The 24,489-nt window shown below is 73.8% G+C and carries 19 protein-coding genes; 13 read left to right on the forward strand and 6 right to left on the reverse strand.

All coding sequences use genetic code 11. From position 1 onward, the window contains the following. Positions 1-13: 13 nt before the first annotated feature. Together ACZ7KX_RS12510 and ACZ7KX_RS12515 are read right to left on the reverse strand one after the other, a co-directional pair. Complete coding sequence (locus ACZ7KX_RS12510) at positions 14-1,507, reverse strand: phytoene desaturase family protein (RefSeq protein WP_470326419.1); 1,494 nt, start codon at positions 1,505-1,507, stop codon at positions 14-16. A gap of 32 nt (positions 1,508-1,539) precedes the next feature. Beyond that, on the reverse strand, positions 1,540-2,169 hold the full coding sequence (locus ACZ7KX_RS12515; protein WP_470326420.1) for a DUF4126 domain-containing protein: 630 nt from the start codon (positions 2,167-2,169) through the stop codon (positions 1,540-1,542). A gap of 553 nt (positions 2,170-2,722) precedes the next feature. On the opposite strand from ACZ7KX_RS12515, the gene ACZ7KX_RS12520 reads away from it, so the two are divergent. From ACZ7KX_RS12520 to ACZ7KX_RS12530, 3 genes are all read left to right on the forward strand, one after another. Beyond that, on the forward strand, positions 2,723-3,313 hold the full coding sequence (locus tag ACZ7KX_RS12520; RefSeq protein WP_470326421.1) for an SAV_6107 family HEPN domain-containing protein: 591 nt from the start codon (positions 2,723-2,725) through the stop codon (positions 3,311-3,313). A gap of 29 nt (positions 3,314-3,342) precedes the next feature. After that, positions 3,343-4,095, forward strand: a complete 753-nt coding sequence (locus ACZ7KX_RS12525) for a methyltransferase domain-containing protein (RefSeq protein ID WP_470326422.1) — start codon at positions 3,343-3,345, stop codon at positions 4,093-4,095. Between the two features lie 458 nt (positions 4,096-4,553). Then, positions 4,554-4,943: a DUF3040 domain-containing protein gene (locus ACZ7KX_RS12530; RefSeq protein WP_350522504.1), complete on the forward strand. Its 390-nt coding sequence runs from the start codon at positions 4,554-4,556 to the stop codon at positions 4,941-4,943. A 90-nt stretch (positions 4,944-5,033) separates the two neighbouring features. Here the strand turns inward: ACZ7KX_RS12530 and ACZ7KX_RS12535 are convergent, their stop codons facing one another. From ACZ7KX_RS12535 to ACZ7KX_RS12550, 4 genes are all read right to left on the reverse strand, one after another. Continuing rightward, positions 5,034-7,484, reverse strand: a complete 2,451-nt coding sequence (locus ACZ7KX_RS12535) for a transglutaminase TgpA family protein (RefSeq protein WP_470326423.1) — start codon at positions 7,482-7,484, stop codon at positions 5,034-5,036. Then, the gene (locus ACZ7KX_RS12540; RefSeq protein ID WP_470326424.1) at positions 7,481-8,803 is read right to left on the reverse strand and encodes a DUF58 domain-containing protein; all 1,323 of its coding nucleotides are present in this window, start codon (positions 8,801-8,803) and stop codon (positions 7,481-7,483) included. Before ACZ7KX_RS12540 ends, ACZ7KX_RS12535 begins: the two co-directional genes overlap by 4 nt. Position 8,804: 1 nt before the next feature. Continuing rightward, entirely contained in the window at positions 8,805-9,749 is a 945-nt protein-coding gene (locus ACZ7KX_RS12545; protein ID WP_470326679.1) for an AAA family ATPase, read from the reverse strand. Between the two features lie 577 nt (positions 9,750-10,326). Further along, positions 10,327-10,869 (reverse strand): beta-class carbonic anhydrase, encoded by a 543-nt coding sequence (locus ACZ7KX_RS12550; protein ID WP_470326425.1) that lies wholly within the window; start codon positions 10,867-10,869, stop codon positions 10,327-10,329. A 539-nt stretch (positions 10,870-11,408) separates the two neighbouring features. Between ACZ7KX_RS12550 and rsmH the strand changes: the two genes are divergently transcribed. The 10 genes from rsmH to ACZ7KX_RS12600 all read left to right on the forward strand — a co-directional run bounded on the left by rsmH (position 11,409) and on the right by ACZ7KX_RS12600 (position 24,134). Further along, positions 11,409-12,383, forward strand: coding sequence for a 16S rRNA (cytosine(1402)-N(4))-methyltransferase RsmH (gene rsmH / locus ACZ7KX_RS12555; protein ID WP_470326426.1), 975 nt, complete (start codon positions 11,409-11,411; stop codon positions 12,381-12,383). A 159-nt stretch (positions 12,384-12,542) separates the two neighbouring features. Continuing rightward, the gene (gene ftsL, locus ACZ7KX_RS12560) at positions 12,543-13,052 is read left to right on the forward strand and encodes a cell division protein FtsL (protein WP_470326427.1); all 510 of its coding nucleotides are present in this window, start codon (positions 12,543-12,545) and stop codon (positions 13,050-13,052) included. Next, on the forward strand, positions 13,049-15,277 hold the full coding sequence (locus tag ACZ7KX_RS12565; RefSeq protein ID WP_470326428.1) for a peptidoglycan D,D-transpeptidase FtsI family protein: 2,229 nt from the start codon (positions 13,049-13,051) through the stop codon (positions 15,275-15,277). The genes ftsL and ACZ7KX_RS12565 overlap by 4 nt, the downstream gene beginning before the upstream one ends. 93 nt (positions 15,278-15,370) lie before the next feature. Then, on the forward strand, positions 15,371-16,936 hold the full coding sequence (locus ACZ7KX_RS12570; RefSeq protein ID WP_470326429.1) for a UDP-N-acetylmuramoyl-L-alanyl-D-glutamate--2,6-diaminopimelate ligase: 1,566 nt from the start codon (positions 15,371-15,373) through the stop codon (positions 16,934-16,936). After that, the gene (locus ACZ7KX_RS12575; RefSeq protein WP_470326430.1) at positions 16,933-18,336 is read left to right on the forward strand and encodes a UDP-N-acetylmuramoyl-tripeptide--D-alanyl-D-alanine ligase; all 1,404 of its coding nucleotides are present in this window, start codon (positions 16,933-16,935) and stop codon (positions 18,334-18,336) included. Before ACZ7KX_RS12570 ends, ACZ7KX_RS12575 begins: the two co-directional genes overlap by 4 nt. Beyond that, on the forward strand, positions 18,336-19,397 hold the full coding sequence (mraY, locus tag ACZ7KX_RS12580) for a phospho-N-acetylmuramoyl-pentapeptide-transferase (protein ID WP_470326680.1): 1,062 nt from the start codon (positions 18,336-18,338) through the stop codon (positions 19,395-19,397). Before ACZ7KX_RS12575 ends, mraY begins: the two co-directional genes overlap by 1 nt. After that, the gene (gene murD / locus ACZ7KX_RS12585; protein ID WP_470326431.1) at positions 19,394-20,833 is read left to right on the forward strand and encodes a UDP-N-acetylmuramoyl-L-alanine--D-glutamate ligase; all 1,440 of its coding nucleotides are present in this window, start codon (positions 19,394-19,396) and stop codon (positions 20,831-20,833) included. The genes mraY and murD overlap by 4 nt, the downstream gene beginning before the upstream one ends. A 78-nt stretch (positions 20,834-20,911) precedes the next feature. Next, a complete protein-coding gene (gene ftsW, locus ACZ7KX_RS12590) occupies positions 20,912-22,252 on the forward strand; it encodes a putative lipid II flippase FtsW (protein WP_396547604.1) in 1,341 nt (446 codons plus the stop codon). A gap of 6 nt (positions 22,253-22,258) precedes the next feature. Next, positions 22,259-23,365, forward strand: coding sequence for an undecaprenyldiphospho-muramoylpentapeptide beta-N-acetylglucosaminyltransferase (murG, locus tag ACZ7KX_RS12595; protein ID WP_350522495.1), 1,107 nt, complete (start codon positions 22,259-22,261; stop codon positions 23,363-23,365). Beyond that, on the forward strand, positions 23,358-24,134 hold the full coding sequence (locus ACZ7KX_RS12600) for a cell division protein FtsQ/DivIB (protein WP_470326432.1): 777 nt from the start codon (positions 23,358-23,360) through the stop codon (positions 24,132-24,134). The genes murG and ACZ7KX_RS12600 overlap by 8 nt, the downstream gene beginning before the upstream one ends. Positions 24,135-24,489 lie beyond the last annotated feature (355 nt).

Here is a 24,489-nt window from a genome sequence, read left to right on the forward strand (position 1 = left end):
TGGGCTGCCGGGCCTAGGCCGGCCCCACCAGGTCGGCGGCGATGCAGGCCGACATGCCGACGCGGGCCAGCCCGCCGCCGGGGTGGGCGGTGCCGCCGATCAGGTAGAGGCCGGGGACCGGGGACTCGTTGGCGGTCCTCAGCCAGCCCCCGTCCGCTCCGGCCAGCACCGGCAGGGCGACCGAGCCGCCCGGGGCACCGGTCTCCCGGCGGGTGTCCTCCGGGGTGCGCACGACCCGCCACAGCAGCCGCTCGCGCAGGCCCGGCACGGCCGCGTCCACGTGGGCGAGCAGCCGGTCGGCGTAGCGCTCGGCGACACCGGGGGCGGTCCAGTCGACGACGCCCTGGGCCGGGACGGTCGCGGTCAGCACCACGCTCTCGTGCGCGTCGTCGGGGCGCAGCGCGGGGTCGTCCGGGCGCAGCACCTGCACCGTGGGGCGCTCGCACAGCGGGCCGGCGCCGGTCAGGGCCCGCTCCTCGGCGGCGAGGTCGGGCGCGTGCACCACGGTGCGGTGGGCGGTGCCCTCCGGCCGGGCGCCGCGTAGGGCGAGCAGCACGCAGAACCGGCCGGGCGCCCCGGACGGCCGCCACGCCCTGGCCGGCTTCCCGGGCCACTCGGCCAGGCCGCGGCCGAACAGCGCGTCGGCGTCCATCGCCGAGAGCACCAGGTCGGCCTCGATCCGGCCGTCCGCCGTCTCGACGCCGCGGGCGCGGCCGTCCTCGACGACGACCCGGGTGACGGGCGTGTCGAAGCGGAAGTCGACCTTGCGCAGCTCGCAACGCCGGTACACCGCCTCCGCGAGGGCGCGCAGGCCTCCCCGGACGTACCAGACGCCGAAGGACTGCTCCATGTACGGCAGCACGGTGGCCCCGGCCGGGGCCAGGCCCGGGACGAAGCCGTAGCGGACCGCGGACTCGAACAGCAGGGCGGTCAGGCCGGGGTGCCCGTCCAGTTGCCGCGCCGCCACGTCGTGGAGGGTCCACGGGGCGGCGCGGCGCAGCCGGGCCAGGCCGGTGCGCGGCGGGACGGGGTACGGGTCGGTGCCCAGGAAGCCCCGGTCGGCGGGGAGCGGCTCTTCGAGCAGCGGGCGGCGGGTGGCCTCCCAGACCGTCCGGCCGTCGTTCATCACCGCGCTCCAGCGGGCGCCGGAGCCGGCCCCGAAGGCCGCGTCCAGGGCCTGGCTGACCCCGCCGCGGGAGGCGTTGGGCAGGGTGACGGCGGTGCCGTCGGGGAACAGGTGCCGGCTCTCCGGATCGACCGGGGCCAGCTCGACCAACTGCTCCAGCGGCTCCTTGCCGGTCTTCAGCGCGAGATCGCGGTACACCGCGGGGAGGGCGAGCAGCCCCGGCCCGGTGTCGAAGGCGAAGCCGTCGCGCTCGTGGCGGCCGACCATGCCCCCGTACGTACCGCTCGCCTCGCAGACCGTCACCCGGTGGCCGAGGGTCGCCAGCCGGGAGGCCGCCGCGAGCCCGCTCATTCCTGCGCCGATGATGACGATCCGTGCCATGGCACCCGATCCTAGGGGCCCGGAGTCCCGGCTCAGATCCCCGGCTGCCGGGCGTACGCGCCCTGTGCGCCCTGCACGGCCTCGGCGGCCCGGCGCTCGCGGCGGCGGGCCCGGAAGGCGCGGATCTTGCCGATCACCAGGCGGACCAGCAGCAGACCCGCCACCAGGACCACAGCGGCGATCGAGGCGGCCAGCCACGGGTGGAAGATCGCCAGGGTGACCAGGCCGGCCACCGAGAGGTCCTCCGCCATGCTGACCACGATGTTGCTGGCCGGCTCGGGGGAGGTGTTGACGGCCATCCGCAGCGAGGCCTTCACCAGGTGGCTGACCAGCGCCGTCGTCCCGCCCATCGCACCGGCCACGACCTCGCTCAGCGAGCCGGGGTCGTTGCTCGCGATCAGGACGCCCACGGTGGCGCCGGCGATCGGCCGGATCACGGTGTGCACGAGGTCCCAGACGCTGTCCACGTACGGGATCTTGTCGGCCACCGCCTCCAGCGCGAACAGCACGGCGGCCACGACCAGCACGTCCGTGCGCTCCAGCGCGTGCGGCACCGACTGCGCGTCGGCGAACCGCCCCAGCAGGCCGAGCAGCAGCACCACCGCGTAGGCGTTGATGCCGCTGGCCAGTCCGCTGGTGAAGATCAGCGGCAGGATCGTCATGGCCTCCCCCTCTCGTGAACCCGGGGCCGGTTCCGCCCGGCCCCGCCGTACCGTACCGGGAGCCGGGACGCCGCACGGCCCGGGGCCGGTTCCGCGCGGGGTCTGAGTACGGATACTCAGATCCGCGGTTGAGTACGTCAGCGGATGGCCTCCGACCTGCGGAGACGGGAGAGTGGTGGCACCCGGGAGGAGCGGCGCGTCGGGCGCCGCCCCGCCCGGGTGGCGGATCCGTCCGTCCCTCCGGCCGTGAGTGCCGGGGGACGGCGGCGGAGATCCGCGAAACGGGGCTGGTCACGGTCCCCGCACCGCCGACACGGGGCGGCGGAGCGGGCCGGGGGGAGACCGGCCACGGGGGAAGTTCGCCACCGCCGCCCGTGGGGGGACGGCGGAGCGACGGCACACGGCGGCGGCGCGGACCGGGGGAGGGCCCGCGCCCGCCGCCGATCGCGTTTCCCGGGCTCCGTCCCGGAACGGACGGATTGTCAGTGGTGCCGTTCACGATGGAGGGGCACGGACCACCCGGTCCGCGCGCTGCCTCGGAACGGGGGAGACCATGACCATCAGCCGTCCTGAGCCCGTCACCGCCCGCCTCCACTCCGCCGCCCACCCGTACGCCCCGGACCAGCCGGGCGGACGCCCCGGCGGTGGGGACGTCCACCCCGTGGTCCGCCGGATCGCCGCGCCGCCGGCCGCCCTCGACCTGCTCGCCGACGCCCACCGCACCCTCGCCCGCGCCCGTGCGCTGGAGGACCCACTGGAGCGCTACGCCACCGCGCACCTGGCCGCACTGCGCACGGTGGCGGCCGTCCTGGCGGTGCGCGGGCGCCCGGAGAAGAACCCGCGCCGGCGCAAGGCCATCCGCAGCGCCTGGGAGGTGCTGCCCGAGGTGGCTCCGGAGCTCGCCGAGTGGGCGCTCTACTACGGCGCCGGCGCCCGCCGCCGGGCCGCCGCCGAGGCCGGGATCCGGGGTGCCGCGTCGGCCCGCGACGCCGACGACCTGATCCGCAACTCCGCCCTGTTCCTGCGCCTGGTCGAACGGCTGCTGGGCCTGCGGGCGGTCCCGCCCGCGCCCCGGCTGCCGCTGGACGGCGACGAGCCGCCGGGCGCCGCCGGACCGGCCACCCGTAAGGTGGAGGCAACCTGATCGAACTGCACGTGCCAAGGAGCCGCACCTTGTACCCGACGCGTCCCCGCAGTGCCCTGCGTACCGCCGTGGTGTGGGAGGTGGTGCGGGCAGCCCTGGAGAAGCGGGCGGCCGAGCTGGACCAGCCGGTGCTCGACGTGGTCGACACCGGCGGCGGCACCGGCAACTTCGCCGTGCCGGTGGCCAAGCTCGGCCACCGGGTCACCGTCGTCGACCCGAGCCCGGACGCGCTGTTCGCGCTGGAGCGCCGGGCGGCCGAGGCCGGCGTGACGGACCTGGTGCGCGCCGTCCAGGGCGACACCCAGACGCTGCCCGAGCTGGTCGCCCCCGGCACCGTGGACGCGGTGCTCTGCCACGGCGTGCTGGAGGTCGTGGACGACCCGGCCGAGGCGCTCGGCAGCCTGGCGGGCACCCTGCGCAAGGGCGGTCTGGTCAGCCTGCTGGCCGCCAACCGCAACGGCGCCGTGCTGGCCCGTGCGCTGGCCGGCCACTTCAACGAGGCCCGCACGGTGCTCTCCGCCACCGACGGCCGCTGGGGCGAGAACGACCCTATGCCGCGCCGCTTCACCGGCGAGGAGCTGTCCGGCCTGGCCGAGGCCGCCGGTCTGCGGGTGGCGTCGGTGCACGGCGTCCGGGTCTTCGCCGACCTCGTCCCCGGGGTGCTGGTGGACACCGAGCCGGGCGCGCTGGAGGCGCTGCTGAAGCTGGAGGAGGCCGCCGCCGAGCAGCCCGCCTTCCACGCCGTGGCGACCCAGCTGCACCTGCTGGCCACCCTGGCCTGAGCCGCCCCCGCCGGGCCTCCGCGAGACCTCCGCGGGACCTTCGCCGCCGTACGGTTCGCACACCGTACGGCGGCGGTTCGCGTGGCCGTCGCCCGCCGGTTCCCCGGCCCGGCCGACCGGCCGGTTTCCGCTCTCCTGCGGCGAAGCTGCCCAGGTCCGGACCGATTCCAACGGATCGGGCACTTGTCCGGGGTGTGGCGCGTTGACACCGGTGCGGCCGGGCCCGGTCGAAGTGGCCCGTCCCACGCGGCGCAGACCACTCCGTAACAGGCTCACGGACCGTATGATCTGGGTAAAGCCGGAAAGCATGACAGCCGGATGCGTGGGGCATATGGACGACACGGGCCGGGCCCCCCGCACAGGCGTCCGACCGTGTTGCCCCAAGGCTGATTGGACTTGCCTCCCCGACCGGGGTGGGCGGACCGGTCGCACCCGCGACCGACGAGTAGGAGGACTCCGTGCCGCTCTCGGAGCACGAGCAGCGACTGCTCGACCAGATGGAGCGAGCGCTGTATGCCGAAGATCCCAAATTCGCGTCGGCGCTTGAGGGAACCGGGCTGCGCACCTACACCCGTCGGCGGGTCTACCTGGCCATCGCCGGATTCGTGGTGGGGATCGGGCTCTTGATGGGCGGCATGGTCGTTCCGGACCAGATCTGGGTCAGCGTCGTGGGCTTTCTGGTGATGCTCGGGTGCGCGGTGTTCGCCGTGACCGGCTGGCGCCGCGGGCCCGCGGCCCAGGGCTCCGGGCCCCGCCAGGCCGCCGCCCCGCGCCGCAAGGCCGGGATGATGGACCGGGTCGAGCAGCGCTGGCAGCGCCGCAGGGACGAGCAGACCGGCGGCTTCTAGCCACCGGGCCGTACGGCGCATCAGGACCGAAGACGCCGGGGGCGGGCAGTCGACCGACTGCCCGCCCCCGGCGTCTGCCGTGTCCGGGGCTCAGGACTCCCGGGTGTCCGACCCGGGAGCGTCCGGCCCGTGGGTGTCCTGCCCGGGCCGCCGGGTGAGGACCCGCCGGACCGGGGCGGAGACCGCCTCGCCCGCCCCGGCCACCGCGGTGCCGACGGCCGTCCGGGCCGCCCGCAGCGCGTCGGAGATCCGCCACCACAGCTGCGCCGAGGACGGCGGCAGCAGCAGCGCCCGGGCGCGCCCGGCCCGGCCGACGCCCGCCCGCAGGCCGCGCCGGGCGGTGCGGACGTCGGCGGCCAGCGGCGCCTCGGTGACCTGTCCGGGCGGGGCGTACAGCACCCGCTCGGTGGCCAGCGCCAGCCGCCCGGTGGCGGCCGCGGCGTCCGCGTCCAGGTCCGCCTTCTCGGTGATCCGCCGGGCGGCCGACCGCGGGGTGCGTGACTCGTCCGGGGGAATTCCGATGTCCCAGGCGGAGTCGACCAGCTCGTCCCAGGCGGCCAGCACCTGGGCGTCGGTCAGCTCCGCGGGACCGCTCCCGCCGGGCCGGCGCCGCCCGCCGCCGCCGAGCCGACGACGGCGTACGGCCGTGCGCCAGAGCATCGGCGAGAGCAGCAGCGCGATCACCGCCAGCACCGCGGCGAAGGTGCCGAGCACCTGCCCGGACAGCAGCCAGGACTCCTCGGTGGGCTTGGCGGCGGTCTTGCCCTTGGGCCCGCAGTCGCCCAGCTGACGCTGCTTGGCGGTGCAGTCCGAGCTGCTGGACGGCGCCGGAGCGGCCGACGCGCTCTGCGGGGCCGCGGTCGCGTGCTGGGTCGGCGCGGTGGTCGGCGCGCTGGACGCCTCGGTGTAGTGGGTCGGAACGCCCCGGCTCGGGGTCGGCTCGAAGCGCAGCCAGCCGTAGCCCGCGAAGTACAGCTCGGGCCAGGCGTGGTACATCCGGCCGTTCACCGAGTAGACGTTGCCGCCCTTGGCGTCGCCGGGGGTGAAGCCCACGGCGACCCGGGCCGGGATCTTCAGCACGCGGGCCATCGCCGCCATGGTGGAGGCGAAGTGCACGCAGAAGCCCCGGCGGTCGCGCAGGAAGACCGTGATGGCGTTGCTGCCGGTGCCGGCGGAGACCGTGGTGTCGTACTTGAAGTCCGGCCCGGTGAACCAGTTCACCAGGGCCACCGCCCGGTCGTAGTCGTTCTGTGCGCCGCCGGTGACCGTCCTGGCCTGCTCGGCGACCACGCTCGGCAGGTCGGCCGGGACGGCGGTGTAGCGGTCCCGGATGTCCTGCGGTGCGGCGGCGGCCTGGCGCAGCTCGTTCGCGGTGGGCCGCAGGTCCAGGGCGCTGACGTGGTAGCGCAGGCCGCGCATCGCCTTGTCGTTGCTCGGCACGACGGTGCGGGTCAGCGGGTCGAGCTTCCACTCCCCGCGGTTGGGCACCTGGACGGAGGCGGCCGGGTAGGGCATCGGCAGCCAGCTGTTCTGCAGCTGGTCGCCGACCTGGAAGTCGCCCTCGATCCGGGGGACGTTGGTGTTGCGCAGACCTTCGGGATTCGGCATCGACACCGGGAGGTCGTTGACCGTGGTGCTGCTCAGCCGCCAGCTGGTGCCGTCGAACTGGTCCAGCGAGCCCGTCCGGAGGTAGGTCTGGTCGGCCACGTCGCTGTCCATGGTGTAGGTGAGCAGCTCGGCGTCGGTGGGCCGGGTGATCGCGGCCTCCAGGCTGACCAGCGGGTCGAGGGTCGTCGCCACGCCCCCGCCCTTCCCGGGGCTCCCGCCGGAGCCGGAGTGCAGCAGCCCGAGGTCCCAGTGCGGCAGGACGACGGGGAGCAGCATCGCCACGGCGAGCGCCAGGATGCCGACCTGCTGGCCGCCCGGGCTGACCCGGCCGGAGCTCACGGTGCCGCGGGGGGTGCCGCGGAAGACCCGGCCCCAGCGGGAGACCCGGTCCTGGCCCTCGGCGAAGAGCAGCACCAGGTAGCCGGCCGCGGCGAGCGCGAACCAGAACCAGCTGCCGTGGTCCCCGGCCAGGCCGTTGCCGATCGAGTAGAGCGCCAGCAGCGGCAGCCCGGCCAGCGCCGAGCGGCGGTAGGTCACCGCGACGGTGTCCACCACGACGGCGATCAGGCCGACCGCGGAGACCAGGATCAGCCGCAGGCCGGGCGTGGGCGGGGCCGGGATCGCGTACTGCTGTATGTCGTCCAGACCGGAGGCGAAGACCTGGTCCAGGACCCGCAGCGCGGACGGACCGGGCAGCGCGGTGCCGGAGAAGCCGATGACCATCAGCAGGAGCAGCACCAGCAGCTGCCCGACCGGCACCGTCCAGCGGTACAGCGGGGAGCGCCGCAGGCCGGCGCCGACCGCGGCGAGGACGACGATCACCAGGACGGCGTGGGTCAGCCAGCTGCGCGAAGTCAGCAGCGGGAGCATGCAGAGCGAGGCGAGCACGGTGGCCAGCGCCGCGTAGACGGTCAGTTTGGCCCGGGTGGTCACGCGCCGGCCTCTTCTCGGTTGGGGGCGGTCGTCTTGGCGCCTTCGGCGGCCCGCCACAGGTCCGGTACGGAGTCCCCGGCGCGCACCGGGATGACCGTCCAGCCGGCCTCGCGCAGCTTCCGGACCCGGGCGCGGAACTCGTCGCCCCCCGTGTCCGGGGCGAGCATCCGCAGGCCGGCCCAGGTGCCGGTGTCCAGCAGGAAGGCGATCGCCCCGCCGGTGCGGCTGCGCAGCCGGCCCAGCCGGGCGGTCTGCGTGTCGTCCAGCTCGCCGAGGACGGCGACCAGCAGGCCCTCGCCGCCGGTGCGCAGCGGCTCCTCGGCGCGGGAGAGCGTGCCGCCGTCGGACAGGTCGGCGACCGCGAGGGCGTCCAGGATCAGCCCGGAGGTGTCGGCGGCGTTGTTGTGGCCACCCGCGCCGGGCCCGGGCACCGCGAGGCCGGTGTCGGTGAGCAGCTGGGTCTGGTAGCCGCGCTCCAGCAGGTGCGTGGCGACGGAGGCGACGCAGCTGACCGCCCACTCGAAGGAGGAGGCGGGGCCGCTGCCCCGGTGGCCGATCTCACGGGTGTCCAGCAGGACGGTGGCCCGGGCCCGCTGCGGCTGCTCCTCCCGGCGCACCATCAGTTCGCCGTACTTGGCGGTGGAGCGCCAGTGCACCCGGCGCAGGTCGTCGCCGGGCCGGTACTCGCGCAGGATCACGTCGTCGTCGCCGGCCAGGGCCAGCGTGCGGCTGTGGCTCTCGCCCTGGCCGAGCCACTCGCCGCTGAGCCGGACGTACGGCAGGGCCTGGACCAGGGGGACGACGGTGAGCACGTCGGAGGCGGTGAAGGCCCGGGTCACCTCGCACATCCCGAACGGGTCGGCCAGCCGCAGCTGCAGGGGCCCGAGCGGGTAGCGGCCGCGCAGGTCGGAGCGGACCCGGTAGGAGACCTCGCGGTAGCCGCGCGGCTCGACCCGGTCCAGTACGAAGCGCGGGCGCGGCCCGAGCACGTACGGGACCTTGTCCTCCAGGAGCAGCAGGCCGGTGGGCACCCGGGAGACGTTGTCGAGCCGCAGGTGGACCCGGGCCTCCTGGCCCGCGATCGCCCGGCGCGGGCTGAGCCGGCGGCCGCTGGCCACCCGGTAGCGGGTGTTGGCGACCACCACCACGGCGACCAGCGGGAGCGCGGCGAGCAGCACGCCCACCCGCAGCAGGGCGTCCTGGTCGAGCAGGTAGGCGCAGACCACCGCGGTGATCCCGGCGGCGAGGAAGGACCGGCCGCGCGTGGTGAGGCCGCGGAACCCGGCCCGCAGCCCTGACGCGGCGTCGGACTGGGTCACCTCAGCCCCTCCGGACGGCCGGGCCGCCCTGCGGGCGCGGCAGCGGCAGCCGGGCGACCAGGTCGGCCACGATCTGCTCGGAGGTGCGGCGGCTGAGCTGGGTCTCGGCGGTCGGCATCAGGCGGTGCGCGAGGACCGGGACGGCGAGGCGCTGGATGTCGTCCGGGGTGACGTAGTCGCGGCCGTCCAGCGCGGCGGCGGCGCGGGCGGCCCGGACCAGGTGCAGGGTGGCGCGCGGCGAAGCGCCCAGGCGCAGCTCGTGGCTGCTTCGGGTGGCGCCGACCAGGTCGACGGCGTAGCGGCGGACCGGGTCGGCGATGTGCACGGTGCGGACCAGGTCGACCAGCTTGAGGATGTCGGAGGCGTGCGCGACGGGCTGGAGGTCCTCCAGCGGGCTGGCGCCGGCGTGCACGTCCAGCATCGCGAGCTCGGCCTCGGGGCTGGGGTAGCCGATCGAGATCCGGGCCATGAAGCGGTCGCGCTGGGCCTCCGGGAGGGGGTAGGTGCCCTCCATCTCGACCGGGTTCTGGGTCGCCACGACCATGAACGGCGAGGGCAGCTCGTAGCTGGTGCCGTCGATGGTGACCTGGCGCTCCTCCATGGACTCCAGCAGCGCGGACTGGGTCTTGGGCGAGGCGCGGTTGATCTCGTCGCCGACCACGATCTGGGCGAAGATCGCGCCCGGGCGGAACTCGAAGTCGTGCCGCTGCTGGTCGTAGATGTTGGTGCCGGTGACGTCCGAGGGCAGCAGGTCGGGCGTGAACTGGATGCGGCGCACGGTGCAGTCGACCGAGCGGGCGAGCGCCTTGGCCAGCATGGTCTTGCCGACGCCGGGCACGTCCTCCAGCAGCAGGTGGCCCTCGGCGAGCAGGACGGTCAGGGCGATCCGGACGGCCTCCGGCTTGCCCTCGATCACGCTCTCGACGTTGGCGCGGACCCGGTCCACGACCGCGGCGAGCTCGGGGAGCCCGACCCGCTGGTGCCCGTCCGTCCTCTGCTCGCCCCCCGCAGGACCGCCGAGACCGGCCTGATCGTTGTAGCTCGTCACCCGTTTACGCTCCCTGGCACCCTGTGCCCGCCCCGTCCCGAGGCCGGACCCCACCCCATGCTTGACGCGGCCGTCCCGGGGTCGGTTCCGATGGCGGATCCGGCGTCGGGGAGGCGGCCTGCGGCCCGGCCGCCCCAGGTGGTTCGGGGTCCGACCGGCAGGCGCATTCTCCCCCGCGCGGTGGCCAGAAGTCACCATTCGGCCGACCCCGAATGCCCGGGCACGGCTCGACCGCCCCCGGGCGCTCCCGGGCCGCGCCCAGGGCCCGTCTTCAAACCCTCCTGCGGGGCGACGCTCCCCCGGCCTGGCGGCCGGGAGGTGCCCCGGGGCCACGCACCTCGCTGCGTTGTCGTCGGTCGCCGATGGCCCCCGGCCTCCGGCCGGGAGGTGCCCCCGTCCTCCGCCTTGCGATGCACGCACCCCGACGCCGCCCCGCCCGCCCTCCGGGCGGACGACGGGGGCTTGAAGACGAGCCCTAGTCGATCTCGCGCAGCAGGCCGGTGTGGACGTCGAAGACGAAGCCGCGCACGTCGTCGGTGTGCGGCAGGAAGGGCGAGGTGCGGACGCGCTGCATGGACTGGCGGACGTCGCCGTCGAGGTCCACGAAGGACTCCACGGCCCACTGCGGGCGCTGGCCGACCTCCAGCTCCAGCTCGCGGCGGAAGTCCTCGGTGAGCCCGAGCAGACCGCAGCCGGTGTGGTGGATGAGCGCGATCGAGCGGGTGCCGAGGGCGCGCTGGCTGATGGTCAGGGACCGGATGGTGTCGTCGGTGACGACCCCGCCGGCGTTGCGGATGACGTGCGCGTCGCCCAGTTCGAGGCCGAGTGCCGCGAACAGGTCGAGGCGGGCGTCCATGCAGGCCACCACGGCGATCTTCTGCACCGGGCGGGCGTCCATGCCGCCGTCCTGGAAGGTCACCGCGTACTCGCGGTTGGACGAGACGAAGCGGTCGATGATCGTGGGGCGGGCAGGGGCGGCAGCGGCGTTCGGCGCGGGCCGGTCGGGGGTCACTGTCATGTCGGCGACGTTAGTGCCGATCCGGTGTCCGCGGTGGGGTGGAGAGCTACAGAACAGGCGGCTGTGATCGAGTGCATAGCCACAACCGGAGGGTTTGTCCGAGCTGGTCCCGGATGGGTCGTACGCGGTCGCGGGGCGGGGGGCGCGCGGCGGTCGTCGCGGGCCCCCGGGTCGGGCGGCCCGGGGGCCACCCCAACGGCCGCGACCTGCAGTGATCCGTACCGCCGCCCGGGTGGTGCGCCGGAGCGGACCATTGACTGGCAGGGCCCGGGCGATAGAGTTTGCGGCGCAGTGGAGCACACCCGCCGGGGCCCGTCAACCGGGCTTTCCCGGCCGGTGCGGCCCGGTCGACGCGGTCCGTGGCCTCCACCCGCTCCGTGCCCACCTGGCGCACCTTCCCCGGCGCCGGGCGGTCACGACCTTCCCCTTGAGCGGGCGGGGACCACGGGCCGCTTCGTCGTGCCGGGACACGGTGGGCGAGAATGGTCGCAGCTCCCGGACGTCGGGCTGCTCCGCACCGAGGAAGGGCGCCACCGCGCATGACCACCAACGAACCGGGCCCCAAGCACGTTCCGGTGATGCTGCAGCGGTGCATGGACGCACTGGCGCCGGCGATCTCCCGTCCCGGCGCCGTGGTGGTGGACGCCACCCTCGGCCTCGGCGGGCACAGCGAGGCGCTGCTCACCCAGTTCCCGGAGGTCCGGCTCGTCGCGGTGGACCGTGACCCGCAGGCGCTGAAGCTCTCCGGCGAGCGGCTGGCCCCGTTCGGCGACCGGGCGACCCTGGTGCACGCCGTCTACGACGAGATCCCCGAGGTGCTGGAGCGGCTCGGCATCGACCGCGTGGACGGCGTCCTGTTCGACCTCGGCGTCTCCTCGATGCAGCTGGACGAGGCGGACCGCGGTTTCGCGTACGCCCAGGACGCTCCGCTGGACATGCGGATGGACCAGACCCGGGGGATCAGCGCGGCGGAGGTGCTGAACACCTACAGCCACGGCGACCTGGCCCGGATCCTCAAGGTCTACGGGGAGGAGCGGTTCGCCGGGAAGATCGCCTCGGTGATCCTGCGGGAGCGGGAGAAGGAACCGTTCACCAACAGCGCGCGTCTGGTCGAGTTGGTGCGCAACGCCATTCCGGCGGCGACCCGCCGCACCGGCGGGAACCCGGCGAAGCGGACGTTCCAGGCACTGCGGATCGAGGTCAACGGCGAGCTGGAGGTCCTGGACCGGGCGATCCCCGGGGCGCTGGACGCCCTCGCGATCGGCGGTCGGATCGTGGTGATGTCCTACCAGTCCCTGGAGGACCGCCTGGTGAAGCAGTACTTCGCCGCCGGGGCGACGAACACCGCCCCGCCGGGGCTGCCGTTCATCCCGGAGGAGCACCAGCCCTGGCTCAAACTGATCACCCGCGGTGCCGAGCTGGCCACCGAGGAGGAGATCGAGGAGAACCGGCGTGCCGCGCCCGTGCGGCTGCGGGTGGCGGAGAGGATCAGGGACCGACGCAAGCGGGGCTGACGAACCGGCCCCGGCGGGGTCCGAAGGGCGGAGGGAAGGCAAGTGGGGCCGGTGGCCGGTGAGGTCCGGGCGGGGCGGGGAGGACTCCCCGGACAGGGCAGGGCACGCATCACGGTCCGGCCGGGGAAACGCCCGGTCCGGGGGCGCACGCCGTTCGCGGTGCTCGTCGTGGTGCTGCTGGCGGCGGGCCTGCTCGGGCTGCTGGCGCTGAACACCGCGCTCAACGAAGGCTCCTTCGAGCTGTCCCGACTGCAGAAGCAGACCACCGTGGCGACCGACGAGCAGCAGAGCCTGCAGCACCAGATCGACCAGAGCTCGGCCCCGGACGCGCTGGCCAGGCGCGCCGCCGAGCTGGGCATGGTCCCGGCCGGGGGGATGGCCTTCCTGGACGTCCCGAACGGGGGCAAGGTGGTCGGCACGCCCGGCCCGGCGCAGGACAGCCCACCGGTCAAGCGTTCGACGGCCGAGCCCTGGCCGACGAAGCCCGTAGCGGGCGGCGCCCAGCCGAGCGCCGGGCAGTCGTCGGCCGCCCAGCCGCCGGCTCCGGCGGCCGCGCCGACCGCTCCGCCCGTCCCCGCCACTCCGACGACGGCGGCCTCGGCCGGTGACTCGGTCATCCAGCTCAACCCGGCCCCGACCGCGCAGCCGAGCGGGGGTGCCGGTCGATGACGACGCCCCGTCAGCCTTCCGGAGGCTCCGGCTCCGGCTCCGGCTCCGGCAACGGCCGCCGCCCGGTGCCCCGGAGCGCCGCGCCGCGCGGCCAGTCCGCCGCCGGCCGCACCGCGTCCGCCAAGGGCCAGCCTGCGAAGGGTCAGCCCGCGAAGGGCCAGTCCGCGAAGGGCCAGCCGGTGCGCGGCCAGTCGGCGAAGGCCCAGCCCGGCAAGGCTGCGGCCGGTCGGACGACCCCGCGCACGCCGCAGCCGCGAAGCCCCGAGGGCCGCCCCCCGGCCCGCAGCCAGGCAGCGGTGCGGCCGCGCCCCAAGAGCCGGCTGCCACAGCGCGCCAAGGCGCTGAAGCTGGCCGAGCCGAAGCGCCGGCTCCGGGTGATCACCGTGGTGATGTCGCTGGTGTTCTCGGTCTTCGCGGGCCGCCTGGTCCAGCTCCAGCTGGTCGACGCGGACGCGCTGGCCGCCGACGCCAACACCAACCGCTACCTGAACATCCCGATCACCGCCGAGCGCGGCTCGATAACGTCGGCCGACGGGGTGGCCCTGGCCGCCACCGTCGACGCGTACGACATCACCGCCGACCCGGCGATGTTCACCCCGGCCGCGACCGGCATCCCGGACGCGCCGGAGCAGGCGGCCGCCCTGCTGTCGCCGATCCTCGGCGTGCCCAAGGAGCGGATCGCCGCCGACCTGCACACCCCGAAGACCCGCTACAAGCGGCTCGCCGCCCAGCAGACCCCGGCCGCCAAGAACCAGATCAGCGACCTCAAGTCGAGCCTGGAGAAGCAGGCCGGCTCACGGGCCTGCCAGCTCCAGAAGAAGCAGCTCGGCAAGCCCGCCGACCAGGGCGGGCGCACCCGGGTGGACAACGAGTGCGCCAACCCGCTGGCCGGGGTGTTCAACCGGGAGACCCAGAAGCGCGTCTACCCCGCCGACGGGCTGGCCGCCAACCTGGTCGGCTTCGTCAACGGCGAGGGCGCGGGCGCCGGGGGCCTGGAGCTGCAGTACCAGCAGCAGCTGGCCGGAAAGGACGGCCACAGCAGCTACGCCCAGGCGGGCGGACGGCTGGTGCCCACCGCCGGGGGCTCGATGGACCCGGCCGTGCCCGGCAGCGACGTGAAGCTGACCGTCAACCGGGACATCCAGTGGGCCGCCCAGCGGGCGATCACCGACCAGGTGGCCAACTCCGGCGCGGAGAAGGGCTACGTGGTGGTCCAGGACGTGAAGACCGGCCAGGTCCTCGCGATGGCCACCGCGCCCGGCTTCAACCCGAACGACCTGAGCCTGTCCAAGCAGGCCCAGCTGGGCAACCCGGCCCTGGTCGACGCGTACGAACCGGGCAGCACCGCCAAGCTGATGAGCCTGGCCGCCGTCCTGGACTCCGGCAAGGCCACCTGGGACACCAAGGTCACCGTCCCCAACCGGCTGGTCCGGGCCGGCCAGCAGTTCAAGGACGACGTCAACCACGACCCCTGGTACCTGACCCTGGCCGGGGTGCTGGCCAAGTCCTCCAACATCGGCACCATCGAGGCGATCGAGACCCTCGGCGGCGGCGACCAGCTCCAGGCCAACAAGGTGCTGGACGCCTACATGCGCAAGTTCGGCGTCGCCCAGCCGACCGGCCTGAACTTCCCGGGAGAGGCCTCCGGGATGCTCAAGAAGCCGGAGGACCTGGTCGCCTCGGAGAAGTACAACATCTCCTTCGGCCAGGGGCCGCTGCAGATGAACGCGCTGCAGGCCACCTCGGTCTACTCGACCATCGCCAACGGCGGGGTGCGGGTCGCGCCCAGCATCGTCCAGGGCATCACCGGCCCGGACGGCAAGTACAGCCCGACGCCAGCGGGTGAGCAGACCCGGGTGGTCAGTGAGCAGACCGCCAAGACCCTCACCTCGATGCTGGAGTCCGTCGTCGACGACGAGCAGGGCACCGGCGGCAAGGCAGCCATCCCCGGCTACCGCGTCGCCGGCAAGACCGGCACCGCCGACCGGGGGGCCGCCAACGGCGTCGGCTACGACGGCTACACCGCCTCGTTCATCGGCTTCGCCCCGGCCGACGCCCCCCGGGTCACCGTCTCCTGCACCCTTCAGGGCCCGGTCAACGGCCACTTCGGCGGGCAGCTGTGCGGGCCGGTGTTCAAGCAGGTGATGGAGTTCACCCTGAAGACCCTGCAGGTCCCGCCGAGCGGCAGCCAGGCGCCCAACCTGCCAGTCGAGTGGAAGCCGTGAGCGAGCATGAGCAACGAGCGGGCCGGGCTGGACGACGGCGCGGCGCAGGGCCGGTTTGGCCCTGGGCACCCTTCGGCGGATAGCCTTCGCGCCGTGCCGAAACCCGATCAAACCACCGTGAGTCCGCCCCGCCCGACCGGGACCGTCGCTCTGCCGCTCACCGAGCTGGCCGTCCGGCTCGGTCTCGCGCCCGTCGAGGGCGGTGCCGTCACCGGCGTCACCCACGACTCCCGCGCGGTCCGCCCCGGCGATGTGTACGTGGCCTTCCCCGGAGCCAACCACCACGGCGCGGCCTTCGCCGCCAAGGCCGCCGAGTCCGGTGCGGTGGCCGTGCTCACCGACCGGGCCGGGGCCGAGCTGGCGGCCGGCACGGGCCTTCCGCTGCTGGTCGTGGAGCGGCCGCGGGCCGTCATGGGCGAGCTCGCCGCGATCGTCTACGGCAGCCCCTCCGAGCGGCTGCTGATGATCGGGCTGACCGGCACCAACGGCAAGACCACCACCTCGTACCTGGTCGAGGGCGGTCTGCGCGGCGCCGGGCGCCACCCCGGTGTGATCGGCACCGTCGAGATGCGGGTCGGCGACGAGCGGATCAAGAGCGAGCGCACCACCCCCGAGGCCACCGACCTGCACGCGATCCTCGGCGTGATGGCCGAGCGCGGCGCCGACGCGGTGACCATGGAGGTCTCCAGCCACGCCCTGGTCTTCGGCCGCACCGACGGCGTCGCGTACGACGTCGCGCTGTTCAACAACCTCACGCCCGAGCACCTCGACTTCCACCCGGACATGGAGGACTACTTCCAGGCGAAGGCCCGGCTCTTCCAGCCCGGCAAGTCCCGCCGCGGCGTGGTCAACGTGGACGACGAGTACGGCCGCCGGCTCGCCGCCGAGGCCAAGATCCCGGTGACGACCTTCTCCGCGGCCGGCGACCCGCGGGCCGACTGGCGGGCCGTGGACGTCGTGCTCGGCCCGGTCGGCTCCACCTTCCGGGTGCTCGGCCCGGACGGCGCCGAGGCCGATGCCGCCGTCCCGCTGCCCGGCCCGTTCAACGTCTCCAACGCGCTCGCCGCGATCACCCTGCTGGTCGCCGCCGGGCTGCCGCTGGAGCAGGCCGTGGCCGGCGTCGCCGCCGTCCCCGGCGTGCCCGGCCGGCTGGAGCGGGTCGACGCCGGCCAGCCGTTCGTCGCCGTCGTGGACTACGCGCACAAGCCGGACGCCCTGCAGGCCGTCCTCGCCTCGCTGCGCGAGGTCACCAAGGGCCGGCTGCACGTCGTCGTCGGCTGCGGCGGCGACCGCGACCCGCACAAGCGCGGCCCGATGGGTGCCATCGCCGCCCGCCTCGCCGACACCGCCCTGCTGACCAGCGACAACCCGCGCAGCGAGGACCCGCTGGCGATCCTCGCCACTATGCTGACCGGCGCCGCCGGGGTGCCCGAGGCCGAGCGCGGGGACGTCCTGGTCGTCCCCGACCGGGCCGAGGCGATCCGGCTGGCCGTCACCCGCGCCCAGGCGGGGGACACCGTGCTGGTGGCCGGCAAGGGCCACGAGCTCGGCCAGTACGTACGAGACGAGATCCGCCCCTTCGACGACCGGGAGGTGCTGCGCGAGTCCATCGCGCGGACCACCGCCGTGCGGGGCGACCGAGGAGTAGAGCAGCAGTGATCGCACTGACCCTCGCCGAGGTGGCCGCCGCAGTCGGGGGCACCCTGGACGGCGCCGATCCGGACACCCTGGTCACCGGCCCGGTCGAGGTCGACTCTCGCAGGGTGAGCCCCGGCGGCCTGTTCGCGGCCTTCGTCGGCGAGAACGTGGACGGCCACGACTTCGCGGCCACGGCGATCGACGCCGGCGCCGTCGCGGTGCTGGCCTCCCGCCCCGTCGGCGTGCCCGCCGTCCTGGTCGACAGCGTGGTGGAGGCGCTCGGCAGGCTGGCCCGTACCGTGGTCGCCCGCGCCGAGGGCACCGCCGTGGTCGCGCTGACCGGCTCGGCCGGCAAGACCAGCACCAAGGACCTGATCGCGCAGGTGCTCCAGCGCCACGGTGCGACGGTCTACCCGCCGGGCTCGCTCAACAACGAGATCGGCCACCCGATGACCGCCCTGCGGGTCGAGGCCGGCACCCGGCACCTGGTCATGGAGATGGGCGCCCGGCACAAGGGCGACATCGAGTACCTCACCTCGGTCACCCCGCCCCGGGTCGGCGTGGTGCTGAACGTCGGCACCGCCCACGTCGGCGAGTTCGGCTCCAAGGAGGCGATCGCCGAGGCCAAGGGCGAACTCGTCGAGGCACTGCCCGCCGAGGGGACGGCGATCCTCAACGCGGACGACCGGCTGGTGCGCGCGATGGCCTCCCGCACCAAGGCGAAGGTGGTCCTCTTCGGGGAGTCCCCGGACGCCCACGTGCGGGCGACGGACGTTCGCCTGGACGCCACCGGACGGCCATCGTTCACGCTCACCACCCCGGCCGGTTCCGCGCCCGTGCAGCTGCGCCTGTACGGTGAGCACCACGTCTCGAACGCCCTCGCCGCCGCCGCGGTGGCGGTGGAGCTCGGGATGTCCGTCGACGACACCGCCGCCGCCCTGGGCGAGGCGGGTGCGCTGTCCCGCTGGCGCATGGAGGTCGTCGACCGGGCCGATGGTGTCACCGTCGTCAACGACGCCTACAACGCGAACCCCGACTCGATGCGGGCCGCGCTGCGGGCGCTGGTCTCGATGGGGGGACGCGGTCCGGAGCGCCGCCGTACCTGGGCGGTGCTCGGCGAGATGCGGGAGCTCGGCGAGGAGAGCCTGGCCGAGCACGACGCCATCGGGCGGCTCGCCGTCCGGCTCGACGTCACCAAGCTGGTGGCGGTCGGCGGACGCGAGGCGGCCTGCATGGAACTCGGCGCGAGGAACGAAGGTTCGTGGGGTGAGGAGTCGGTGCTGGTGTCCGACGCGGACGCGGCGGTCGAGTTGCTGCGCAGTCAGCTGCGGCCGGGGGATGTGGTCCTGGTGAAGGCGTCCCGTTCGGTGGGGCTGGAGAAGGTGGCCGAGGCCCTCCTTGCGGACGGTGCTGCCCGATGATGAAGCAGATCCTCATCTCCGGGATGATCGGCCTGATCCTCTCGCTGGTCGGCACGCCCGCCCTGATCAAGCTGTTGGCCCGGCAGGGCTACGGCCAGTACATCCGCGACGACGGCCCCAAGGCGCACCACAGCAAGAAGGGCACGCCCACCATGGGCGGCATCGCCTTCATCCTGGCGACCCTGATCGCGTACTTCGCCACCAAGGCGATAACGGGCGAGTCCCCGACCGCCTCGGGGCTGCTGGTGCTCTTCCTGACCGCGGGCCTCGGCCTGGTCGGCTTCCTGGACGACTACATCAAGGTGGTCAAGCGCCGCTCGCTCGGTCTGCGGGCCAAGGCGAAGCTGGCCGGCCAGTCCATCGTCGGCCTGGTCTTCGCGGTCCTGGCACTGCAGTTCCACGACGACCGGGGGCTCAGCCCGGCCTCGCAGTCGCTGTCCTTCGTGCGCGACTTCAAGTGGTCGATCGGCCCGGTGCTGTTCGTCATCTTCGCGTACTTCATGATCGCGGCGACCTCCAACGGCGTGAACCTGACGGACGGTCTGGACGGCCTCGCCACCGGCGCCTCGGTGATGGCCTTCGGCGCCTACACCTTCATCGGCGTCTGGGAGTACGGGCAGAGCTGCGCCTACTTCCTCTCCGCGACGAACGCCTGCTACGACGTCCGCGACCCGCTGGACCTCGCGGTGGTCGCGGCCGCCCTGATGGGCTCCTGCTTCGGCTTCCTGTGGTGGAACACCTCGCCCGCCAAGATCTTCATGGGTGACACCGGCTCGCTCGCCCTCGGCGGCGCCCTGGCCGGTCTGGCGATCTGCTCCCGCACCGAGCTGCTGCTCATCCTGCTCGGCGGCCTCTTCATGATCATCACCCTGTCGGTGATCATCCAGGTCGGCTCCTTCCGGATGACCGGCAAGCGCGTCTTCAAGATGGCACCGCTGCAGCACCACTTCGAACTCAAGGGCTGGAGCGAAGTCCTGGTCGTGGTCCGCTTCTGGATCATCCAGGGCCTCTGCGTGGCCGTCGGCCTCGGCCTCTTCTACGCGGGATACCGGACCGGATGATCAATCCTGACTTCACTGAGCTGCCCGTCGTCGTCGCCGGACTCGGCGTCTCGGGCATCAGCGCCGCGCGCGTCCTGCACGGCCTCGGCGCCCGCGTCACCGTCGTGGACGGCGGCAGCGGGCCGGGCCTGGTCGCCCGGGCCGCCGAGCTGGAGGCGCAGGGCGTCGCCGTGCGCCTCGGCGACGGCGCGAGCCTGCCCGAGGGCACCGAGCTGATCGTCACCTCGCCCGGCTGGGCGCCGGACAGCCCGCTGTTCGCCGCCGCCGGGGCGGCCGGGGTGCCGGTCTGGGGCGACGTCGAGCTCGCCTGGCGGCTGCGCAAGCCGCTGCCGGGCACCGGCGAGCCCGCCCCCTGGCTGGCCGTCACCGGCACCAACGGCAAGACCACCACCGTCCAGATGCTCGCCTCGATCCTCACCGCCGCCGGCAAGCGCACCGCCGCCGTCGGCAACGTCGGGGTCTCGGTGCTGGACGCGGTGCTCGCCGAGGAGCCGTACGACGTGCTCGCCGTCGAACTCTCCAGCTACCAGCTGCACTGGGCGCCCTCGCTGCGCCCGTACTCGGCCGCGGTGCTCAACCTGGCGCCCGACCACCTCGACTGGCACGGCTCGATGGAGGCGTACGCCGCCGACAAGGGCCGGATCTACGAGGGCAACGTCGTCGCCTGCGTGTACAACCTGGCCGACCCGGCCACCGAGGCGCTGGTCATGGAGGCCGACGTCGAGGAGGGCTGCCGGGCGATCGGCTTCGGCCTCGGCGCGCCCGGCCCGTCGAACTTCGGCGTGGTGGACGGGCTGCTGGTGGACCGGGCCTTCGTCGAGGACCGGGCCAAGAACGCCGCCGAGCTCGGGGCCGTCGAGGACGTCAACCCGCCGGCGCCGCACAACATCGCCAACGCGCTCGCCGCGGCGGCGCTGGCCCGGGCGTACGGCGTCGAGCCGAAGGCCGTCCGGGAGGGCCTGCGGGCCTTCCGCCCGGACGCCCACCGGATCGCCGAGGTCGGCGTGGTCCGCGAGGTCACGTACATCGACGACTCCAAGGCCACCAACACCCACGCCGCGGCCGCCTCGCTGGCGGCCTACCGGCCGATCGTCTGGATCGCCGGCGGCCTCGCCAAGGGCGCGACCTTCGACGACCTGGTACAGGGCGCGGCCGAGCGGCTGCGCGCGGTGGTGCTGATCGGGCAGGACCGGGCGCTGATCCGCGAGGCGCTGGAACGACACGCTCCGGATGTGCCCGTGATCGAGGCGGCCGAGGGCCAGACTGGCGCGGTGGCGATGGCCGAGGTCGTCCGCACGGCCGCGTCGCTCGCCCGATCGGGTGACACGGTGCTGCTGGCCCCGGCCTGCGCCTCGATGGACATGTTCACCAACTACGGCGAGCGCGGCGACATGTTCGCGGCGGCCGTCCGGGAGCTGGCGGACGCCGGGGAGTAGGGCTGCGGCACCGGCGGAGGAGCCGCAGCGTACGGAGAGCGGGGAGTGGTGGCGGGGCAGGGCAGGGCGGAATCCGGCGTGCGCGAGCAGGACGCCGCCGAGCCGTGGCGAGTGATCTCCGCCACCACGACCAAGTACAAGTCGGCCGGTCCGCTGGCCCGTGTCCAGGCCTTCCGGGCCCGGCTCGGGTACTGGCTGGATCGGCCGCTCACGCCGTACCTGCTGGTCATCGGAAGCACCCTGCTGCTGGTCGTGCTCGGCCTGATGATGGTCTTCTCGGCCTCGCAGATCCTCGCCCTGAACCAGCACCACTCGGCCCAGTACTACTTCCTCAAGCAGCTGATCGCGGCCATCCTCGGCCTGGTCCTGCTGATCTGCTTCGCCTCCGTCCCGGTGGCGGTGCTGCGGGTGATCACCTATCCCGTGATGATCGGGGTGATCGGCGCGCTCACGCTGGTCGCCGTACCGGGCATCGGGGTGCGGATCAACGGCAACCAGAACTGGCTGGATTTCGGCTTCTTCCAGTTCCAGCCGTCCGAGTTCGCCAAGCTCGCGCTGGTGCTCTGGGGCGCCGACCTGCTCGCCCGCAAGCAGAAGGCCGGCACCCTGAACTCCTGGAAGCACCTGCTGGTGCCACTGGTGCCGGGGGCCCTGCTGCTGCTCGCGCTGATCATGTTCGGCGGCGACATGGGCACCTCGATGATCCTGGTCGCCATGGTGTTCGCGCTGCTCTGGATGGTCGGAGCACCGCTGCGGCTGTTCGTGGCCACCGTCGGCGTGGCGGTGGTGGTCTGCACCGCCCTCGTCGTGACCGTCCCGCACCGGGCGGAGCGGCTGGGCTGCATCGGCGTGACCAAGCTCGACCCCGAGGGCGCCTGCTTCCAGGCCCTGCACGGGGTCTTCGCGTTCGCGAACGGCGGCGGCTTCGGCACCGGCCTCGGTGCCGGCGTCGAGAAATGGGGCCAGCTGCCCGAGGCGCACACCGACTTCATCTTCGCCGCGACCGGCGAGGAACTGGGCCTGGTGGGGACGCTGTCGGTGATCGGTCTCTTCGCGGCACTAGGCTACGCGGGTATCCGTGTGGCCATCGGCACGAAGGACTCGTTCGTCAGGTACGCCGCGGGAGCCGCCACCACCTGGATCATGGCGCAGGCCATGATCAACCTGGGGTCGGCGCTGGGACTGCTGCCCATTGCGGGCGTCCCGCTCCCGCTGTTCTCCTACGGCGGTTCCGCCATGCTGTCGGCCATGTCCGCGATCGGTGTGCTGCTGTGCCTGGCACGCAGCACCTCGGGCGCGAAGGCGGCCCTGGCCGCCCGGAGCAAGAACTCCCGGATCAGGAAGCGACTGGCCCGGGTGCTGCCACGACGACGAACCACAGCGCGCCCGGCCCCAGGGCCGGCACGCAGGGAGCGGTGAATTTCGGTGCATGTCGTACTCGCCGGCGGGGGGACCGCCGGTCACATCGAGCCGGCCATGGCCCTCGCGGACGCCCTCCGCAGGCACGACCCGTCCATCGGGATCACCGCCCTGGGCACCGAGCGCGGTCTGGAGACCCGACTGGTACCCGAGCGCGGCTACCAGCTGGAGCTCATCCCGGCCGTCCCGCTGCCCCGCAAGCCCACCCCGGAGCTGATCACCGTCCCCGGCCGGCTGCGCGGCACCGTCCGGGCCGCCCAGGAGATCATCGAGCGGGTCAACGCGGACGCTGTGGTCGGCTTCGGCGGCTACGTCGCGATGCCCGCCTACCTGGCGGCCAAGCGGGCCGGCGTGCCGATCGTGGTGCACGAGGCGAACGCCCGCCCGGGCCTGGCCAACAAGATCGGCGCCCGCTACAGCGACTTCGTGGCCGTCTCCACGCCCGACAGCAAGCTGCGCGACTCCCGGTACATCGGCATCCCGCTGCGCCGGACCATCGCGACCCTGGACCGCAACGCGGCCCGTCCGGAGGCCCGGCACTACTTCGGCCTCGACCAGCGGCTGCCCACCCTGCTGGTCTCCGGCGGTTCCCAGGGCGCCCGTCGGCTCAACGAGACGGTCACCGCGATCGCCCCGCGGCTGCAGCAGTACGGCGTGCAGATCCTGCACGCGGTCGGCCCGAAGAACGAGCTGCCGCAGGTCGCGGACGTCCCCGGGATGCCGCCGTACCGTCCGGTGCCGTACCTGGACCGGATGGACCTCGCCTACGCGGCGGCCGACATGATGCTCTGCCGGGCCGGCGCCATGACGGTGGCCGAGCTGGCGGCCGTCGGCCTGCCCGCCGCCTTCGTCCCGCTGCCGATCGGCAACGGCGAGCAGCGGCTGAACGCCCAGCCGATGGTCAAGGCCGGCGGCGGCCTGCTGGTGGACGACGCCGAGCTGACCCCGGACTGGGTGCTGCAGAACGTGCTGCCGGTGCTCACCGACCCGCAGCGGCTGTGGGACATGAGCCGGGCCGCCGCCGAGTTCGGCCGCCGGGACGCCGACGACCTCCTGGTCGGCATGGTCTACGAGGCGATCCAGGCCCACCGCGGCGGCCGCCGCCGTGGCTGACGGCCGGCCCGCCGACCCGCTCGAAGCGGAGCTGGAGGACGAGGAGTCCGCTCCTCGCCTCCGGCTCTCCCGGCGGGGCATCGTGGTGCTGGGGGCGCTCGGCGCCGCGGTGCTGGGCGGGCTGGCCTGGCTGGTGTTCTACTCGTCGGTGCTGGACGTGCGCAGTGTCGCCGTCCAGGGCGCGACCGACGACAAGCTGACGGCGGCCCAGGTCCGCGACGCGGTCGGCGGGCTCGGCGACGGCCCGCTGGCCAGGGTGGACCTGGACGACGTCCGGCGCCGGGTGGAGGCGATCCCCCGGGTGGCGAAGGCCGAGGTGTGGCGGGGCTGGCCGCACACCCTGCAGGTGAAGGTCGCCGAGCGCAAGGCGGTGGCCGCCGTCAAGGGGGAGGACGGCCGGTTCACCCAGGTGGATGCCACGGGCGTGAGCTTCGCCACCGAGGCGGCTCCGCCGGACGGCGTGCCCGTGGTGGAGCTGCGACTCAGTCAGCAGGCGAACGACGTGGACGGGGTGATCTCCCGTTCGCAGCTGGTCCAGGGCGCGGTCTCGGTGGCCGCCGGGCTGCCGCCGGAGGTCGCCAAGCGGGCCGGCGCGGTGCTGGTGCACTCGTACGACGACATCGAACTGCAGCTCAGCGGGGGTGCGACGGTGCGCTGGGGGAGCCCGGAACAAATCGACCGGAAAGCCCGGGTGCTGGTGGCACTGATGAGTCAGAAGGGTACGAACTTCGACGTGACGGCGCCTGAGGCGCCGGCGGTGTCGGGATGATCCGGTAGGTTCTGTGCCTGAGGGAGGGGTTGACGCCTCGAAGTGTCGGCCCGACCCTTGGTGGTCACCCCGGTTTCCTAAGCCGGCTGATGATCACATAGGCTCAAAAGAAAAAGGGAAGCTCGGCGTGTGTCGTTGAAACACGTGCCCGGGGCCACCTAGTGTCCTGTGTCACCAGACTGTGTCCCTTGGTGATGTGACGGAGGCACAGTACTAACCCTAAAGGTCAAGTTTAGGGTTGGGGTCGGCGGTCGGCATTTCGGACATTCAGTCAGGAACCAGGCCTCCCTACCCATCGACATCCGTCGGAACGGACCCTCGCCGGGCCGGGCCGACCCGGAAATTCGAGGCGAGA

It is taken from the genome of Kitasatospora sp. NPDC038210, from assembly GCF_055600605.1.

Coding starts and splice junctions, on each gene's coding strand:
- ACZ7KX_RS12510 (WP_470326419.1), bottom strand. CDS start 1,507: ATGGCACGGATCGTCATCATCGGCGCAGGAATGAGCGGGCTCGCGGCG.
- ACZ7KX_RS12515 (WP_470326420.1), bottom strand. CDS start 2,169: ATGACGATCCTGCCGCTGATCTTCACCAGCGGACTGGCCAGCGGCATC.
- ACZ7KX_RS12520 (WP_470326421.1), top strand. CDS start 2,723: ATGACCATCAGCCGTCCTGAGCCCGTCACCGCCCGCCTCCACTCCGCC.
- ACZ7KX_RS12550 (WP_470326425.1), bottom strand. CDS start 10,869: ATGACAGTGACCCCCGACCGGCCCGCGCCGAACGCCGCTGCCGCCCCT.
- rsmH (WP_470326426.1), top strand. CDS start 11,409: ATGACCACCAACGAACCGGGCCCCAAGCACGTTCCGGTGATGCTGCAG.
- ACZ7KX_RS12565 (WP_470326428.1), top strand. CDS start 13,049: ATGACGACGCCCCGTCAGCCTTCCGGAGGCTCCGGCTCCGGCTCCGGC.
- mraY (WP_470326680.1), top strand. CDS start 18,336: ATGAAGCAGATCCTCATCTCCGGGATGATCGGCCTGATCCTCTCGCTG.
- murD (WP_470326431.1), top strand. CDS start 19,394: ATGATCAATCCTGACTTCACTGAGCTGCCCGTCGTCGTCGCCGGACTC.